General features: G+C 68.2%; 12 protein-coding genes. 7 read left to right on the top strand and 5 right to left on the bottom strand.

All coding sequences use genetic code 11. From position 1 onward, the window contains the following. Positions 1-179: 179 nt before the first annotated feature. From uvrA to ABFG95_RS19615, 3 genes are all read left to right on the top strand, one after another. Positions 180-5,939 carry an excinuclease ABC subunit UvrA gene (uvrA, locus tag ABFG95_RS19625; protein ID WP_100502934.1) on the top strand — a complete coding sequence of 1,920 codons (5,760 nt, stop codon included), beginning with the start codon at positions 180-182 and terminating at the stop codon, positions 5,937-5,939. Positions 5,940-5,947: 8 nt separating this feature from the next. Then, positions 5,948-7,084 (top strand): aminodeoxychorismate synthase component I, encoded by a 1,137-nt coding sequence (locus ABFG95_RS19620; protein WP_278992784.1) that lies wholly within the window; start codon positions 5,948-5,950, stop codon positions 7,082-7,084. A 76-nt stretch (positions 7,085-7,160) separates the two neighbouring features. Next, positions 7,161-7,793: an aminotransferase class IV family protein gene (locus ABFG95_RS19615; RefSeq protein ID WP_049071583.1), complete on the top strand. Its 633-nt coding sequence runs from the start codon at positions 7,161-7,163 to the stop codon at positions 7,791-7,793. 120 nt (positions 7,794-7,913) lie between these two features. On the opposite strand, the gene ABFG95_RS19610 is transcribed toward ABFG95_RS19615, so the two are convergent. Beyond that, positions 7,914-8,816, bottom strand: a complete 903-nt coding sequence (locus tag ABFG95_RS19610) for a LysR family transcriptional regulator (RefSeq protein ID WP_263900790.1) — start codon at positions 8,814-8,816, stop codon at positions 7,914-7,916. Between the two features lie 292 nt (positions 8,817-9,108). Between ABFG95_RS19610 and ABFG95_RS19605 the strand changes: the two genes are divergently transcribed. From ABFG95_RS19605 to ABFG95_RS19595, 3 genes are read left to right on the top strand one after another with little or no spacing between them, the layout of a single operon-like run. After that, complete coding sequence (locus ABFG95_RS19605) at positions 9,109-10,344, top strand: aromatic ring-hydroxylating dioxygenase subunit alpha (protein WP_348996054.1); 1,236 nt, start codon at positions 9,109-9,111, stop codon at positions 10,342-10,344. 2 nt (positions 10,345-10,346) lie between these two features. Next, positions 10,347-10,820, top strand: a complete 474-nt coding sequence (locus ABFG95_RS19600) for a nuclear transport factor 2 family protein (RefSeq protein WP_054416481.1) — start codon at positions 10,347-10,349, stop codon at positions 10,818-10,820. Between the two features lie 15 nt (positions 10,821-10,835). Continuing rightward, complete coding sequence (locus tag ABFG95_RS19595; RefSeq protein ID WP_024067829.1) at positions 10,836-11,147, top strand: non-heme iron oxygenase ferredoxin subunit; 312 nt, start codon at positions 10,836-10,838, stop codon at positions 11,145-11,147. A 42-nt stretch (positions 11,148-11,189) separates the two neighbouring features. Here ABFG95_RS19595 and ABFG95_RS19590 read toward each other — a convergent pair whose 3' ends face one another. From ABFG95_RS19590 to ABFG95_RS19575, 4 genes are all read right to left on the bottom strand, one after another. Next, complete coding sequence (locus ABFG95_RS19590; RefSeq protein WP_336731539.1) at positions 11,190-12,026, bottom strand: tRNA threonylcarbamoyladenosine dehydratase; 837 nt, start codon at positions 12,024-12,026, stop codon at positions 11,190-11,192. 380 nt (positions 12,027-12,406) lie between these two features. Next, the gene (locus ABFG95_RS19585) at positions 12,407-13,837 is read right to left on the bottom strand and encodes an efflux transporter outer membrane subunit (RefSeq protein WP_278992886.1); all 1,431 of its coding nucleotides are present in this window, start codon (positions 13,835-13,837) and stop codon (positions 12,407-12,409) included. Between the two features lie 5 nt (positions 13,838-13,842). Next, complete coding sequence (locus ABFG95_RS19580) at positions 13,843-15,801, bottom strand: MacB family efflux pump subunit (RefSeq protein WP_278992887.1); 1,959 nt, start codon at positions 15,799-15,801, stop codon at positions 13,843-13,845. A 1-nt stretch (position 15,802) separates the two neighbouring features. After that, positions 15,803-16,987 (bottom strand): efflux RND transporter periplasmic adaptor subunit, encoded by a 1,185-nt coding sequence (locus ABFG95_RS19575; protein WP_049071576.1) that lies wholly within the window; start codon positions 16,985-16,987, stop codon positions 15,803-15,805. A 415-nt stretch (positions 16,988-17,402) separates the two neighbouring features. Between ABFG95_RS19575 and ABFG95_RS19570 the strand changes: the two genes are divergently transcribed. Beyond that, positions 17,403-18,611 carry an MFS transporter gene (locus ABFG95_RS19570; protein WP_100502938.1) on the top strand — a complete coding sequence of 403 codons (1,209 nt, stop codon included), beginning with the start codon at positions 17,403-17,405 and terminating at the stop codon, positions 18,609-18,611. Positions 18,612-18,617: the final 6 nt, after the last annotated feature.

The following is an 18,617-nucleotide window of genomic DNA, read 5'->3' as shown; positions in this document are numbered from 1 at the left end:
CCGCGCTAATTTCAGACGAATCTGCGATACTGTTTATTTGTACAGCTTCGTCGCGCATGCTTGACCACATTGTGGACACATGCCTCACGATATAGGCAATTATTCCATATCGCCGCGCCCGGAACCAGCCATTGGCCGTCGTCCGGGGCCGCCCCCCTCCTCAGGCTACGATACCGTCCATGAGCTCCCAAATCCGCATCGTTGGCGCCCGCCAGAACAATCTCAAGAACCTGGACCTGACCATCGCCACCGGCGAACTGGTGGTCGTGACCGGCGTGTCGGGGTCCGGCAAGAGTTCGCTGGCCTTCGACACCCTCTACGCCGAGGGCCAGCGCCGCTACGTGGAAACCTTCTCGCCCTACGCGCGCCAGTTCCTGGACCGCATGGACAAGCCGCAGGTGGACCGCATCGAGGGCATCCTGCCGGCCATCGCCATCGACCAGACCAATCCGGTGCGCAGTTCGCGCAGCACGGTCGGCACGATGACCGAACTCAATGACCACATCAAGCTGCTGTTCGCGCGCGGCGCGCGCCTGCACTGCCGTGGCTGTGGCAAGGTGGTGCAGCGTGACACCCCCGAATCGATCTACCGCTCGCTGGCCGAACGCTCGGCCGCGGCCGGCGATCCGCGCCTGGTGGTGACCTTCCCCATCGCCGTGCCGGCCAACTTCACCGAAGACGAAGTGCGCGGCTTCCTCGAGCAGCAGGGCTACACCCGCGTGCACGCCGAGGAAACCGCCGTGCCGAACGCCACCGCGCCGGCCAAGGGCGCCAAGAAGGAAAAGGGCAAGGCCAAGGCCGCCACCGAGGAACGCCGCATCCTGCACGTGATCCAGGATCGCTTCCGCTTCGCCGGCACCGAACGCGAACGCGTAATGGAAGCACTGGATACGGCATTGCGCATGGGCGCCGGCCACCTGGCCGTGTACGTCATGGACGCCGAGGGCGCCGACGCGCACACCTGGAAGTACAGCGACCGCCTGCACTGCGCCGACTGCAACATCGAATACACCGACCCGCTGCCCAGCAGCTTCTCGTTCAACTCGCCGCTGGGCGCCTGCGAGGCCTGCCGCGGCTTCGGCCGCGTGATCGGCATCGACTTCGGCCTGGTCATCCCGGACGAGAACAAGACCCTGCTGGAAGGCGCCATCAAGCCCTGGACCACGCCCTCGTACAAGGAATGCCAGGACGATCTGCAGAAGTACGCGCCGCGCGCCGGCATCCCGCTGGGCGTGCCGTGGAAGAGCATGAGCGAAGAGCACAAGCGCTGGGTGCTGTACGGCACGCCCGACTGGAAGGGCGGCAATGACGCCTGGAAGCACCAGTGGTACGGCGTGCAGCGTTTCTTCGATTGGCTCGAGACCAAGTCGTACAAGATGCACGTGCGCGTGCTGCTGTCCAAGTACCGCAGCTACACGCCCTGCCCCACCTGCAACGGCGCGCGCCTCAAGCCCGATGCGCTGCTGTGGCGCCTGGGCACCAAGGCCGAGGCCGACAGCGTGCTGCCGCCGGAAGACGGCCGCTACAAGCGCTTCATGCCGGTCGGCGCCAACTGGAGCCGCGCGCAGCTCGACAACCTGGACGGCCTGTCGATCCATGACGTCATGCTGCTGCCCATCGAACGGGTTCGCACGTTCTTCGACAAGCTGTCGTTCGAAGGCGCGCTGGACGCCGCCACCGACCTGCTCATGACCGAGGTGCGCGCGCGCCTGAAGTTCCTGTGCGACGTCGGCCTGGGCTACCTGACGCTGGACCGCCAGAGCCGCACGCTGTCCGGCGGCGAAGTGCAGCGCATCAATCTGACCACGGCGCTCGGCACCTCGCTGGTGAACACGCTGTTCGTGCTGGACGAGCCGTCCATCGGCCTGCACCCGCGCGACATGCACCGCGTGGTCGAAGTCATGCACCGGCTGCGCAACGCCGGCAACACGCTGGTGGTGGTGGAGCACGACCCGCAGGTCATGGTGGCCGCCGACCGCATCATCGACATCGGCCCCGGCCCCGGCGAACGCGGCGGCCAGATCGTGTTCGACGGCACGCCGGCGCAGCTGCGCGCGGCCCGCACGCTGACCGGCGACTATCTCGGCGGACGCCAGCGCGTCGAAGCGCCGCGCCCCATGCCGGTGGCGGCCAACACGCCGCGCCTGCTGCTCGAAGGCGTCAGCGCCCACAACCTCAAGAATGTCTCGGTCGAACTGCCGCTGGGCCGCCTGGTGTGCGTGACCGGCGTGTCCGGCTCGGGCAAGTCGACGCTGGTGCAGGATGTGCTGTTCCCCGCCCTGCTCAAGCAGAAGGGCAAGCCGTCGGAAGCGCCGGGCGCCTTCGAGCGCCTGCTGGGCGCCGAGCAGATCGCCGACGTCGTCATGGTCGACCAGACCCCCATCGGCAAGACCGCGCGTTCCAACCCGGCCAGCTATGTGGGTGCGTTCGACGCGATCCGCAAGCTGTTCGCGCAGGCGCCGCTGGCGCGGGAACGCGCCTACACCGCCGGCACCTTCAGCTTCAACGGCGGCGACGGCCGTTGCCCGACCTGCGGCGGCACCGGCTTCGAGCACGTCGAGATGCAGTTCCTGTCCGACGTCTACCTGCGCTGCCCCGATTGCGACGGCAAGCGCTTCCGCCCGGAAGTGCTGGAAGTGCGCGTCGAGCACCTGGGCAAGAGCGCCTCGATCGACGAGGTGCTGGAAATGACCGTGAGCGAGGCGCTGGAGTTCTTCAAGGGCCTGCGCGACGTGCAGACGGGTCTGGCGCCGCTGGCCGACGTCGGCCTGGAATACGTGCGGCTGGGCCAGCCGGTGCCGACGCTGTCGGGCGGCGAGGCGCAGCGCCTGAAGCTGGCCGGCCACCTGGCCGAAGCCGCGCGCAGCGGCATCTCCACCGCCAAGGTCGCCAAGAAGGGCAGCCTGTTCCTGTTCGACGAACCCACCACCGGCCTGCACTTCGATGACGTCGCGCGCCTGATGCGCGCCTTCCGCAAGCTGCTGGCCGCCGGCCACACGCTGCTGGTCATCGAGCACAACCTGGACGTGATCCGCGCGGCCGACTGGCTGATCGACCTGGGCCCCGAAGGCGGCGACGCCGGCGGCCTGGTGATCGGCGTCGGCACGCCGCAGGACCTGATGGCCAACCCCGCCTCGCACACCGGCGCGGCGCTGCGCGACTACGAGGTCAGCATCCTGCCGGCCGACGTGGTGGTCAGCAGCGACATCGACGCGCAGGAAGCCGAGCAGGCCGGCTTGACGGCCCGCATCGCCGAGCCGACCGCCGCCTATGGCGCCGGCGAAGGCACGCCGCTGCAATCGGTCATGCGCAAGCGCCGCCAGGACAACATGGCGATCGAGATCCGCAATGCGCGCGAGCACAATCTGAAGAACGTCAGCGTCGAGATCCCGCGCGACAAGTTCACCGTGATCACCGGCGTGTCCGGCTCGGGCAAGTCGACCCTGGCCTTCGACATCCTGTTCAACGAAGGCCAGCGCCGCTATCTCGAATCGCTCAACGCCTACGCCCGCGCCATCGTGCAGCCGGCCGGCAAGCCGGATGTGGACGCCATCTTCGGCATCCCGCCGACCGTGGCCATCGAACAGCGCACCAGCCGCGGCGGCCGCAAGTCGACCGTGGCCACGATGACCGAGATCCACCACTTCCTGCGGCTGCTGTACGTGAAGCTGGGCACGCAATACTGCCCGGACTGCAACGTCGCGGTGGAGCCGCAGAACACCGACCAGATCGTGGCGCGCCTGCTGCGCGAGCGCAAGGGCGAGCACATCGGCCTGCTGGCGCCGCTGGTCACCGCGCGCAAGGGCTACTACACCGACCTGGCCAAGTGGGCCGGCTCCAAGGGCCACACGCACCTGCGGGTCGACGGCGAATTCATCCCGGTGGCGCCGTGGCCGCGCCTGGACCGCTACAAGGAACACACCATCGAACTGCCGGTGGCCGACGTGGTGGTCGACCCGGCCAACGAGGCTGACCTGCGCGCCGCGGTCAAGAGCGCGCTGGAAAACGGCCAGGGCGTGATGTCGGTGGTGTGGCCGGTGGACAAGCTGCACGAGGCGCTGAACAGCGAACTGCAGCAGCAGCACTTCTCGGTCAAGCGCGCCTGCCCCTCGTGCGGCACCAGCTTCCCCGAACCCGACCCGCGCCTGTTCTCGTACAACTCCAAGCATGGCTGGTGCACCGGCTGCTTCGGCACCGGCCTGCAACTGCAGGGCTTCGACGAAGAGCAGACCGGCGAGGAGACCGCCTGGAACGCCTGGTACGAAGGCGAGGCCAAGGTCTGCACGCAGTGCGACGGCCAGCGCCTGAACCGGGTCGCGCGCGCCGTGCGCTGGCGTGACAAGTCGATCGCCGAGCTGGCCTCGCTGCCGGTGTCGGACGCGCACACCTTCTTCACCGGACTGGTGGCGCGCGGCCGTGAAGGCGAGATCGCCCGCGACATCCTCACCGAGATCCGCGGGCGCCTGAACTTCATGCAGGAAGTCGGCCTGAACTACCTGGCGCTGGATCGTGCCGCCCCCACCCTGTCGGGCGGCGAGGCGCAGCGCATCCGGCTGGCGGCGCAGTTGGGTTCGAACCTGCAGGGCGTCTGCTACGTGCTGGACGAGCCCACCATCGGCCTGCACCCGCGCGACAACCGCATCCTGCTGGACGCGCTGGCGCGCCTGGAAGGCAACGGCAACACGCTGGTGGTGGTCGAGCATGACGACGACACCATCCGCCGCGCCTCGCACATCATCGACATCGGCCCCGGCGCCGGCATCCGCGGCGGCCGCGTGGTGGCGCAGGGCAGCGCGCAGGACCTGATCGACGCGCCCGAATCCGTCACCGGCCGCTACCTGGCCAAGCCCTTACAGCACCCGCTGCAGGGCCGCCGCCCGGTCGAGGCCGACACGCCCATGATCGAGATCAAGGGCGCGCGCCTGCACAACCTGCGCAGCGTCGACGCCAAGATCCCGGTCGGCCGCCTGAGCGTGGTCACCGGCGTGTCCGGTTCCGGCAAATCGACCCTGGCGCGCGAAGTGCTGCTGGACAACCTGATGCAGGCCGTCTCGCAGGGCAAGGCGCCCGGCTGGGCCGGCTGCGAGAGCATCAAGGGCTGGGAAGCGATCGACCGCGTGCTGGAAGTGGACCAGACCCCGATCGGCAAGACGCCGCGCTCGTGCCCGGCCACCTACGTCGGTTTCTGGGACGACGTGCGCAAGCAGTTCGCCGACACGCGCGAAGCGCGCATGCGCGGCTGGACCTCGGCGCGCTTCTCGTTCAATACCGGCGACGGCCGCTGCCCGATCTGCGAAGGCCAGGGCATGCGCACCATCGAAATGAACTTCCTGCCCGACGTCAAGGTGCCGTGCGACGCCTGCAACGGCGCGCGCTTCAACAGCGACACGCTGAGCGTGCAGATGCGCGGCAAGAACGCCGGCGAACTGCTGGCCATGGAAGTCGATGACGCGATCGAATACTTCGCCGCGCATCCCAAGATCCATCGCCCGCTGCAGCTGATGCAGGACGTCGGCCTGGGCTACCTGACGCTGGGCCAGCCGTCGCCGACGCTATCTGGCGGCGAGGCGCAGCGCATCAAGCTGGTGACCGAGCTGTCCAAGGCCCGCCTGACCGACGGCCTGATCAAGACCGGCCGCGCCTCGCGCATCCCGCACACGCTGTACGTGCTGGACGAGCCGACCGTGGGCCTGTCGATGGCCGACGTGGAAAAGCTGATCCACGTGCTGCACCGCCTGGTGGAAGCCGGCAACACGGTGGTGGTGATCGAGCATAATCTCGACGTCATCGCCGAGGCCGACTGGCTGCTGGACCTGGGCCCCGAGGGCGGCACCGGCGGCGGCAAGCTGGTGGCGCAGGGGTCGCCGGAACACGTCATGACCTTGCGCGACCACTCCCACACGGGCCGGGTGCTGACGGAGTTCCTGGCGCAACAGTAAAGAGAGTCATGCATTGTCGTTTTGAAGACCGGCTGGCCGGCCGCGCGCTGCGGCTGGACGGCTTCCTGGCCCGCATCGAGGCGCGCGCGGCGGCCGAGGTCGGCCCCGCGCTGGCCGCCATCGACGCGGCACGCCGGCGCGGACATTGGGTCGCGCTGCTGCTGGACTACGAGCTGGGCGAATGGCTGCTGCCCGAAGCCACCCGGCCCGCGCCCGCCGGTCCCTGGACGCCGCCGCGCGACGACGGCCGGGCGCGCCTGACGGCCCTGGTATTCGAACGCAAGATCGACGAAGCCCCGTGGGACGTGCCAGCGGCCGACAGCCCCCCGGCCGCCCTCAGCATTCCCGCGCCGCGCATGACCGAGGCCGGCTACACGCGCCAGATCGAGGCCATCCGCGCGCTGATCGGCGCCGGCGAGCTGTACCAGGTCAACTACACCCAGCCGCTCGACGTGCAATACCAGGGCGACGCAGCCACGCTGTATCGCCGCATCGCCGCGCGCAATCCGGTGGCGCACGGCGCCTATATCGAGGACGGCGCGCGCACGGTGCTGTCGTTCTCGCCAGAGCTGTTCGTGACCCGCCGCGGCGCGCGACTGACCACCCGGCCGATGAAGGGCACCGCGCCGCGCCACCCCGATCCGGCCGAGGACCAGCGCCTGGGCCAGGCGCTGCTGGCCAGCGACAAGAACCGCGCCGAGAACCTGATGATCGTCGACCTGCTGCGCAACGACCTGGGCCGGCTGGCCGAGCCCGGCTCGGTCGAGGTCGAGGCGCTGTTCTCGCTGGAACGCTATCCCACGGTCTGGACCATGACCTCGACCGTGTCGGCGCAGGCGCCGCACGCCACGCTCGAGGACGTGCTGCGCGCGCTGTTCCCGTGCGGCTCCATCACCGGCGCGCCCAAGGTCGCCGCCATGCGCCGCATCCGGCAAATGGAGGCCGCGCCGCGCGGCCTGTATTGCGGCAGCATCGGCTGGCTGGCGCCGGACGGCGACTTCTCGCTCAACGTGGCGATCCGCACGCTGGTGCTGGACGCGGCCGGCCATGGCGTCTACAGCGTCGGCGGCGGCATCGTGCACGACTCCGATCCGGCCGAGGAATGGCAGGAATGCCACTGGAAGGCCCGCATCCTGCGCGCCTGAGTGCGCAATCCGCGTCCGCGGGGTAGGATAGATCCCGGCCCCGCCCTCCTTCGCCCGCCGTTTACCAGGAGCCCGCATGCAACCCGAACTGATCGAGACCATCCTGGTCGATGCCGAGCGCCGCGTGCCCCTGCTGGCGCGCCACCTGCATCGCCTGGAGCATTCCTGCAAGGCGCTGGGCTACACCTGGGGCGGCAACGCGGTGCAAAGCGACATCATGATCGCTTCGCTCAGCCTGAACACCCCCGGCGCGCACCGCTTGCGCCTGTTGGTGGCGCGCGACGGCAGCCGCCACATCCAGACCGCCATGCTGCCACCGTTGCCGGCGGTGCAGGAAATCATGCTGGCGCCCGAGGCGCTGCGCTCGTCCGAGCCGCTGCTGCGCTACAAGACCACCTATCGGCCCTGGTACACCAAGACCATCGAGTGGCTGCCGGCCCATCCGCACATCTTCGACCTGGTCTACCTGAACGAACGCGGCGAGCTGTGCGAAGGCAGCCGCAGCAACGTCTACCTGCGCCTGGATGGCGACTGGTACACGCCGCCGGTCGACAGCGGCTGCCTGCCCGGCGTGCAGCGCGCCGAACTGCTGGACACCGGCAACGTCAGCGAACGCGTGCTGACCCTGGCCGACCTGCACGCGGCCGACGAAATCCGGCTGTCCAACGCCCTGCGCGGCTGGTTCACGGTCACCCTGCGCGAAACCTGAACCCGCCCGCCCCGGGACGACGCCGATGGCCGGACCGGCGGCCATGCCACGCGATGACGCGCCACGCCGCCAGACCTGTGCCCGGGAGCCTGGCCGGCCGGACCGTCGCCGCGCGCCGCCCTAATCCGCGAACTGCTCCGCCACCACCTGCCGCAGCCACTGGTTGGCCGGCTCGCGGTGATTGCGGGCGTGCCAGAACACGTTGATGACGGACTCGGGGATCTTCACCGGACAGGGCGCGGTGGCCAGGCCGAAGGGCTTGCAGGCGCAATCGGCGAAGCGCCGCGGCACCACCGCGATCATGTCGGTGGCCTGCAACACCGGCCCCACCGCCATGAAATGCGGCACCGTCAGGCGCAGGCGCCGGCGGATGCCGGCCTGCTCGATCACCTGGTCCACCACGCCGTGGCCGGTGCCCTCGGACACGATGGCGACATGCTCGGCGGCGCGGAACTGCCGCGCCGACACGCCGGTGCGCGCCAGCGGATGATCCTCGCGAAAGATGCACACATAGGGCTGGCGGAACAGCCGGCGCTGGAAGAAGCCGTGTTTCAGGCCCGGCAAAAAGCCCATCGCCAGGTCGATGCGGCCGCGCTCCATCTCGTCCTTCACATCGATCGAGGTGGTGCGCACGGTGCGGATGGTGACGCCGGGCGCGGCGTCGTCCAGCGCCCGCATCAGGCGCGGCAGGAAGTAGGTCTCGCCGACGTCGTTGACGCCGATGACGAAGGCGCGCTCGCTGCGCGCCGGATCGAAGCTGGCGCGCGCGTTGAGCGTGCCGTGCAGCGCCGCCAGCGCCTCGGCGATCGGCTGCGCCAGCGCCTCGGCATAGGGCGTGGGCACCATGCCGCGCGAGGTACGCAGAAACAGCTCGTCGCCCAGCAGCTTGCGCAGCCGCCCCAGCGCGTTGCTGACCCCCGGCTGCGAAATGCCCAGGTTCTGCGCCACCGCCGACACCCGGCCGTGCTTGCACAGCTCGTTGAACACGACCAGCAGGTTCAGGTCCATGTCTTGCAGGTTCATGCTTGTCTCCACCAATATTTATTTTGGTGATTGTTGTCATCATCCAGATTCTATTTATTTATTTCACACCCTGGCCGATGATGCAACAAACGCCTGCGCCCATGTCGCGCCGGCTCCGATGGATGAAGGAGACAACCATGCGCCATCCCCCCGTCACGCCCTGTAGGCGCGGCCGCCTCGCCGGAGGCCGCCGATGAACACTCCCCTGGATACCGCGCCGGACACGATCCCCGGCACCCGCGCCAACTCCGCCTGCCCCGCCAGCGCCGCCCCCGAACAGCCGCTGTCGTTCATGCCCCCCTGGCAGGGCGACGGCAGCCACCGCATTCCCTTCGGCGTCTACACCGACGCCGCCCTGCACCAGCGCGAGCTGGAGCGTTTCTTCTATCGCGGCCACTGGAGCTACGTCGGCCTGGAAGCGGAAATCCCCAATCCCGGCGACTTCAAGCGCACCGCCGTGGGCGAGCGCTCCGTCATCCTGCTGCGCGACAACGACGGCCAGGTGCGCGTGGTGGAGAACGTCTGCGCCCACCGCGGCGTGCAGTTCTGCCGCGAACGCTCCGGCAACCGCAGCGAGTTCGTCTGCCCCTACCACCAGTGGAACTACGACCTGCAGGGCAACCTGATCGGCGTGCCGTTCCGCCGCGGCGTCAAGCAGGACGGCCGCGTCAACGGCGGCATGCCGCCCGATTTCAAGCCGGAAGAGCACGGCCTGACCAAGCTGGCCGTGGCCTGCCGCAACGGCGTGGTGTTCGCCTCGTTCGATCACGACATCGAGCCGCTGGAGGACTACCTGGGCCCGGACATCCTGCACTACTTCGACCGCGTCTTCGACGGCCGCCAACTGGTTATCCACGGCTACAGCCGCCAGCGCATCCCCGGCAACTGGAAGCTGATGCAGGAGAACATCAAGGACCCGTACCACCCCGGCCTGCTGCACACCTGGTTCGTCACCTTCGGCCTGTGGCGCGCCGACAACCGCTCGGAACTGAAGATGGACCGCCACTTCCGCCACGCGGCCATGATCTCGACCCGCGGCCAGGGCGGCAAGGGCAGCGTCACCAGCGGCGTGTCCAGCTTCAAGGAACAGATGACGCTGAACGACGACCGCTTTCTCGACATCGTGCCGGAACCCTGGTGGAACGGCCCCACCGCCGTGCTGATGACGCTGTTCCCCAGCGTCATCATCCAGCAGCAGGTCAACTCGTTGTCCACGCGCCACATCCAGCCGGTCGGCCACGACGCCTTCGACTTCGTCTGGACCCACTTCGGCTTCGCCGACGACACCCCCGAGATGACACAGCGCCGCCTGCGCCAGGCCAACCTGTTCGGCCCGGCCGGCTTCGTCTCGGCGGATGACGGCGAAGTCATCGAGTTCTCGCAATCCGGCTTCGCGCAGAAGCCCTGGCACCGCAGCGTGGCCGAACTGGGTGGCAAGACCGCCGAGAACACCGACCACATGGTGACCGAAACCCTGATCCGCGGCATGTACGCCTACTGGCGCCGCGTGATGGAAGCGGAGGCGTGAACATGCTGGACTTTCCCCTCTACTACCAGTTGACCCGGCTGTACGCCGACTACGCCGCCGCGCTCGACGCCGAGCAATGGGAGCAATGGCCGGAGTTCTTCCTGGAGGACTGCGTCTACAAGGTGCTGCCGCGCGAGAACCACGAGCGCGGCTATCCGCTGGCGACCATGTCGTTCGAGAGCCGTGCCATGCTCAAGGACCGCATCTACGGCGCCACCGACACCATCTTCCACGACCCCTACTACCAGCGCCACGTGGTCGGCGCGCCGCGCGTGCTGTCGGTGCGGGGCGACCGCATCGAATCGGAAGCCAACTACGCGGTGTTCCGCACCAAGCCGAACCAGCTGACCACGGTCTACAACGTCGGCCGCTACCTGGACGTGATCCGGCAGACGCCCGACGGGCTGAAGTTCGAGTCGCGGCTGTGCATCTTCGACAGCGAGCTGATCCCGAATTCGCTGATCTATCCCATCTGACCAGGACACCAAGACATGAGTACGAACTGGATCAAGGCCATCGCGCTGGCCGACGTGCCGGACGAAGACGTGATCGCCGTGCAGGCGGGCGACCGTGAAATCGCGCTGTACGGCGTGGAAGGCAACGTCTACGCCACCGACAACCTCTGTACGCACGGCAATGCGCGCCTGTGCGACGGCTTCCTGACGGGCCACGAGATCGAGTGCCCGCTGCACCAGGGCCGCTTCGACGTGCGCGACGGCCGCGCGCTCTGTTCGCCGCTGCGCGACAACCTGGCGACCTACCCGGTCAGGATCGAGGACGGCGTGGTGTTCGTGGCGCTGTGACCCGGGCGCGGCGGCGTTCCGTGACGGGCCGTCGCCGCCCAGCTAGCCTTGCAACGCCAGCCGCAAGGCCTCGTTGGCGGCCGCCATGCCCATGGCGGCGGTCACGGTGACCACCGAGCCATAGCCGGCGCAGGACAATCCTTGCGGAGCCACGGCCTGCGCCGAGGCGCCCATATCGTCCTCGGCCTCGGCCTGCCGCGTCCATTCATCGGGCAGGATGGCGGGCTGATCGAACCACAGGGCATGAATCCCCATCTTCGGCACGCGCTTGAGCGCCTTGCCGTTCTTGTCCGATGCGCGCGGAAACCCATGCTCGCGCCGTAGCTTGTTGCGCAGCTTGGACAGCAAGGCGTCATTGACCGCGGCCGACAGGTCGCCGGCGCGCAACGCCAGCGGATCGGTCTTGCCGCCGGCGCCGCCGCACAACAGCATAGGAATCCCCAGCGCCCGCGCGCGCAGGATCATGGCGATCTTGGCGGCGGCCTGGTCGGTGCAGTCGATGATGGCGCTATAGGGGCCGGGCAGCACTTGCGCGACGTTTTCCGGAGAAACGAAATCGTCCACACGGGTCAGGCGACATTCGGGATTGATGGCCAGGATGCGTTCGGCCATGGCATCCACCTTGGATTGCCCCAGGGTCTGCGTCAGGGCGTGGATCTGCCGGTTGACGTTGGATTCGGCGATGTGGTCCAGGTCGATCAGCGTCAGCGCGCCGACGCCGCAGCGGGCCAGCGCTTCGACCGTCCACGAGCCTACGCCACCCAGGCCGGCGACGGCGATGTGGGCGTTCTGGAGGCGGGCGGGAGCCTCGGGGCCGTAGAGGCGGGACAGGCTGCCGAAGCGGCGGGCGATGTCGGCTTTTTCTTCTGGGGCGGTCATGGGGGGGTATTTTATATGGGCGCGGGGTTGGGTTCTTGAGCCGCGCGCTGCCGGGCAGGGGGGGATGGCGGGGCTACGATTGCGGTCCGGAGCGTTCGCTCCGGACTGCCCCGGCCTCAACCTCGTACGCCTTCGGCTCCCTTCGGTTTCCGGCGGGCGCATCTACACGCCCCGCCATCCCCCCCTGCCCCGCAGCGCGCTCATGATGAGGTTGAACCACGGTTGCCGTGGAGGGCGGAGTGCTTGGCGTGGTTGCGCACATTGGGGGGAAATGGAGGATCTTGCGGGGCCCGCCTCAAGCCGGCCGCGCCGGCGGCCTTTGGAGGCTTACGTGGTGTCTTGCGTCGGGCGCATTCAATGGCTCCGACGTTCCAGGATAATCAGCGCCCATTGGTATCGACGGAGCCGTTCATTGCCAGGACAGCATCGTCACCGCCTAGCGCCTGGTAGACCTTTACCTGGTTGATCAGGCGGTTCAACGCGTTCTCATCCCGCGCAATCTCCGCCGTCCGCCGCTTCTCCTGGGCGTCCAACCAGAACCTCAGCGACACCGATCCCGCTCGGTAGCGCACCTCGTACAGGCGCTCCGCCTCGCGCGCCGCCTTCAGCGACGCGTCCAACTGCTCCGCCTGCAGGCGCAACTGCGTCCGGTTCGACAACGCGTTTTCCACATCCGCCATCGCCTGGTACAGCGCCTGGCGGAAGCTCACCACCCGTTCGTCGAAATCCGCGCGCGAGACCTTCAGGTTCAGGTTCAGGCGGTTGAATTGCAGGAACGGCAGCGTCAGCGCTCCTGTCAGCGTGCCCACGGGGTTCTGCAGCACATTCGACAGCGTCGGGCTGGAGCTGCCCAGCGCGCCGGTCAGGTTCAGGGTCGGATAGAAACTGGCGCGGGCCGCGTCGATGTTCGACAACGACTCCCGCAGGCGCAGTTCGGCGGCGCGCAGGTCCGGACGGCGGCCCAGCAGTTCGGCCGGCACGCCTTCGCGCGCCTGCGGCAGCGGGTACTGCGGCAGGCGTTGCGGGTCGGCCATGGTGCGGTCGGGCGGGCCGTCGAACAGGATCGCCAGCGCGTTCACATATTCCACGCGCTGCTGCACCAGCAGCGCGTGCGCCGCCTGCTGGCTGGCCACGGTCTGTTCGGCCTCGGCCACTTCCAGCGCCGAGGCGCCGCCGGCGGCATATTGCGCGCGCACCAGTTCCTGCGTCTTGCGGGCGTAAGCGATGCTCTCCAGGCTGCTGGCGATGCGCTGGTTGATGAAGGCGGTCTGCCAATACAGCGTGGCCGTGGTGCCCACCAGGGTCAACGCCGAGCTCTGGCGGTCCTGCTCGCTGGCCAGCGCCTCCCACTCGGCGGCGTCGAGCTGGCGCGACAGCTTGCCCCACAGGTCGACCTCGTAGCCGATCGACAATTCGGCGCTGTTGGTGCGCGTGATTTCGCGTTCGCCGCGCAGGTTGCGCGCGCGCGTCACGTTGCCGGTGCCGGACAGTTGCGGGATCAGTTGGTCCTGCGCCAGCCCGGCCTGCAGTTGCGCGCGGCGCACGCGGATGGCGGCGGCGGCCAGGTCGTTGTTGCGCGCCAGCGCGCCATCGACCAGGCCGTCCAGCACCGGGTCGTTGAAATTGCGCCACCAGGCGCCGCCAGCGGCCAGCGCGTTGGCGGGCGCGTCGGCGCCGTCGCCGTGGCGCCAGGCGGCCGGCGACTGCGTCCGCGGCGTTTCGTATTCGCTCTTGAGCAGGCCGCCGCAGCCGGCCAGGGCCAGCACCAGAGCCAGGGCGGCGGGTTTGCGGATCAGGGAAACAGCTTTCATCGTTCTCATTCCCGGGCCAGGGCCTCGACGGGATCCAGGCGCGCCGCGTTGCGCGCCGGGAGATAACCAAACAGCACACCAATCAGCGTCGAGCAGGTGAATGCCGCCACCATCGACGCGGTGGAATAGATCATGCGGAAGGACCCGCCGGTCGCTTTCGAGACCAGCACGCCCAGGCCCAGCGACAGCGCGATGCCCACGGCGCCGCCAATCAGGCAGACGAGCACGGCTTCGATCAGGAACTGCTGCATGATGTCGCTGCGACGCGCGCCCACCGCCATGCGCACGCCGATCTCGCGGGTGCGCTCGGTGACCGACACCAGCATGATGTTCATGACGCCGATGCCGCCGACCATCAGCGAGATCAGCGCGATCAGCGACACCAGCAGCGTCATGGTGGCCGTGGTGCGCTCGATAGTCTTGCGGATCGCGTCGGTGTTGAACACGAAGAAATCCTTCACCACGTGGCGCCGCAGCAGCACCTTGGTGATGGCCTGCTCGGCCGCCGCCGGCGGCGCGGCGTCGTTGACGCGCACGGTGATGCTTTTGAGATGCTGCTGCCCCAGCACGCGCGACAGCGCCGTGGTGTAGGGAATCCACACGTTCAGGGTCTCGTTGTTGCCGAACACGGTGTCGTTCTTCTTGGTGACGCCGATCACCCGCGCCGGCATCGCCCCCAGGAACACGATCTGGCCGATCGGGTCGGTGTGCGAGCCGAACAGGGTCTTGCGGGTGCTCTCGTCGATCACCACTTCCTGGGCGCGCCGGGCCACGCTGGTGGCGTCGAAGAACTTGCCCTGCGCCAGCTTGACGGCGCGCACCCGGAAATACTGCTCGCCCACGCCCTGGATCGAGCCATTCACCGCCACGTTGCGATAGCGCAGCGTGTTGCTGGTGGAGACCTCGGGCGTGACGCTGTCCACGTAGGACTCGCGTGACAGGGCCTCGGCATCGGCCGGCACCAGGGTGCGGATGGTCAGGGCCTTTTCGTCGCCGAAGTCCTTGCCGGGAAACACTTCGACGGTATTGGTGCCGATCTCGCTGATGTCGTCCAGGATCTTCTGGCGCGAACCCTCGCCCAGCGCCACCACCGACACCACCGCGGCGATGCCGATGATGATGCCCAGCATGGTCAGCGAGGTGCGCAGGCGGTGCGCGTTCATGGCCAGCAGCGCCATGCGCAGCGCTTCGCCGCAGCGGTCCAGGTAGGCCTGCCAGGCCGGCCGCGGTGGCAGCGGCGCCGCCTCCTCGCGCTTGACCTCGATGCGCGGCGCGTCGGGGTTGCGCCGGTCCGAGACGATCTCGCCGTCGCTGATCTCGATGATGCGCTGCGCGTGCCGCGCCACGTTCATGTCGTGGGTGACCAGGATGATGGTGTGGCCGGCGGCGTTCAGTTCCTCCAGGATGCGCAGCACTTCCTGGCCGGTGTGCGTGTCCAGCGCGCCGGTGGGCTCGTCGGCCAGGATGATGTCGCCGCCATTCATCAGCGCGCGGGCGATGCTCACGCGCTGCTGCTGACCGCCGGACAACTGGCCCGGGCGGTGGCCGGTGCGTTCGCCCAGCCCCAGGCGCTCCAGCAGGTCGGCGGCGCGTTCCAGCCGGGCCTCGCGGCGCTTGCCGGCGTAGACGGCCGGCACCTCGACGTTGCCCTGCGCCGTCAGGTCGGACAGCAGGTGATAGCGCTGGAAGATGAAGCCGAAATGCTCGCGGCGCAATTCGGCCAGTTCGTCCGGATCCAGTTCGCCCGTGCTGCGGCCGCTGACACGGTAGTCGCCGCTGGTGGCGCGGTCCAGGCAGCCCAGGATATTCATCAGGGTCGACTTGCCCGAGCCCGACGCGCCGACGATGGCCACCATCTCCCCGGCCTCGATGGTCAGGTTGATGTCCTTGAGGACGGCGATGGTCTGCTCGCCCGCGGGGAATTCGCGCCGGACGCCGGACAGCGAAATCAACGGTTCGGCCATGTCAGCGTCCCGCCGCGGCGGCCACCGGCGCGGCGTCGGCCGACACCACGCGCTCGCCCACCTCCAGGCCTTCCAGCACCTGCGCCTGCACGTTGTTATTCATGCCGATCCTGACCTGGCGGGTCTCGGTCTGGTTGTTCTTGCCGACCACGCGGACCTCATAGCGGCCGTCCTGGCCGCGCTTGCCCAGGGCCGAGGCCGGCACCACCACGGCGTCGCGGGCCTCGCCCAGCACGATGGAAACCTGCGCGGTCATGGAAATGCGCAGCTTCTCGTCGGGGTTGGGCACGTCGAACAGCCCGTTGTAGTAGACCGCCGCACTGGTGGAGGTGGAGCTGGAAGAGGTCAGCGATGCGGTGGCATCGTCCTTCTGGATCGAATCCGGCGCCGGCTCCACCGCGCGCAGCGTGGCGTGGTAACGCTGGTCCGGCTCGCCCAGGATGGTGAAATAGACCGGCAGGCCCGGCTTGACGCGGGTCACGTCGGCTTCCGAGATCTGCGCCTTGATGGTCATGGTGGCCACCTGGGCCACCTTGATGATGGTGGGCGCGCTCTGGATCGCGTTGACGGTCTGGCCTTCCTTGGTGACCACCGCCACCACCACGCCGTCGATGGGCGACACGATGCGGGTGTAGCCCAGGTTGACCTTGGCCTTGTCGACCTCGATCTCGGCCTGGACGATCTGGGCGTCGAGCGCGGCGATCTCCGCCCGCGTCACGCTCAGCGTGGCCTCGGCCGATTCATACGCCTCGCGCGAACTGGCGTCGGCCGCCAGCATCTGGCGCTGGCGGCGGAAAGCCAGCTCGGCCTGCTTCAGGGTGGCGACCTTGGCGGCGCGCTCGGCGCGGCGCGTCTGCAGCGCGGCCTGTGTATTGCGCAGTTCATTCTGCTGGGTCAGGTCGTCGATCTCGGCGACCAACTGGCCTCGGGTCACCCGATCGCCCAGCGCCACCTTGAGCGACTTCAACTGGCCGGTGGCTTGCGCGCCGACGCTGACACGCTCGATGGCATCCATCGTGCCGCTGGCCAGCACACTGTCTTCGAGATTACCGCGGACGACCTCGGCCACGGCGAAAGTGGGCGGCGGCGGCGACGAGAAAAAGGCGGCGCGGACGCCAAAGGCGATGATCAGGAGAACGACGGCGATCAGAACGTAACGCTGGACTTTGCTACGAGGCTTTTTCATTGAACCAGTTCGGAGGAGGCGGCGGAGGCATCGTCCACCACTCGAATAACTCGATACGGATCGGGCCGGCTGTGCGTACCCATACTGCCCGCTCATCCTAAACGGGGGGCCGCGTCAAAGCATGGCCAATCTGTGGCGAAAGGGTGAAAAACGGTAAAGGCCCCGGCATTGGGTCCTGGGCGGGCAAAATTGTTCCGTTGCACGAACGATACATCTGTTGCGGCGCATTAGCGTTTCCATTCTACGGAACCGTGCCGCCAACATGGTGCCATCTTGCCGCATCCCTATCCCAGATGGGCCATAGATGGCGCCTATCTTGTCGCCACTGGCGATCGCGGAATGCGGCGGCGCAAAAAAACCACGCCTCGACATAGGGCGACGATAGGGACAGAATGAATGCAGTTAAGCCGTATCCGTGTCCAATCCGCCCCCCTCCCCCTCTTCAAACAGCGCCGCCCCGGAATTTTCCGGGGCGGCGCTGTTGTGCGTGCTGGCCATGCTGAACCACGTGGCGCTGACCGGAGGACGCATCACCGTGTCCCTGACGGCGCTGCAGATGGGCCTGTCGACCTTCAAGGTCGGCACACTGGTGGCCGTGTTCGCGGTGCTGCCCATGCTGTTCTCGGTGCGCGCCGGCCGCTGGGTGGACCGGGTCGGCATCGTCCGGCCGCTGGTCATCGGCACCACGCTGGTGGCGGTCGGCACGGCGTTGCCGTTCCTGTCGCAGACCCAGTTCGCGCTGCTGGTGGCGTCCTGTTGCATCGGCATCGGCTTCATGCTGCACCAAGTGGCCACGCAGGACCTGCTGGGCCATGCCGAGCCAACCCAGCGCCTGCGCAATTTCTCGCTGATGTCGCTGGCGCTGGCCGGTTCGGGTTTCTCGGGTCCGCTGATCGCCGGACTGGCGATCGACCATCTCGGCACCCGGCTGGCCTTCGGCCTGCTGACGCTGGGCCCGCTGCTGTCGGCCGCCGGCCTGTACGCGCTGCGGCACCAATTGAAGGCGGTGGATTCGCAACTGGCCGGCGCCAAGGAAGCGCAGCGCCGCCGCGTGACCGAGCTGCTGGCGGTGCCCGCGCTGCGCCGCATCCTGATGGTCAACACCATCCTGTCCGGGGCCTGGGACACCCATCTGTTCGTGGTGCCCATCTTCGGCGTCGCCATCGGCCTGTCCGCCACCACCATCGGCGTCATTCTTGCGTCCTTCGCGGCGGCAACGTTCATCATCCGCCTGGTTCTGCCCCTGATCCAGCGCCGGGTGCGTTCCTGGACGCTGGTGCGGGTGGCGATGGCCACCGCCGCCATCGACTTCATGCTTTACCCGCTGTTCACCGACGTTGGCGTCCTGATCGTGCTGTCCTTCATCCTGGGGCTTGCGCTGGGATGCTGCCAACCGAGTATGCTTTCACTACTGCACCAGCATTCGCCGCCGGGCCGCGCCGCTGAGGCCGTGGGGCTGCGGATGGCGCTGATCAACGGTTCCCAGGTATCCCTGCCGCTGACCTTCGGCGCGCTGGGTGCGGTCATTGGCGTCGCTCCCCTGTTCTGGGCCTATTCCGTGGCCCTGATGGCTGGGGGCTGGGCCAATCGCAACCCCCCGCTCGAGCCTGACCGGAAACCGTAGTCGTGA

Source organism: Achromobacter sp. HNDS-1, assembly GCF_040084795.1.
Classification (GTDB): domain Bacteria; phylum Pseudomonadota; class Gammaproteobacteria; order Burkholderiales; family Burkholderiaceae_B; genus Achromobacter; species Achromobacter ruhlandii.
This window is presented reverse-complemented; position numbering and strand designations above follow the sequence as displayed.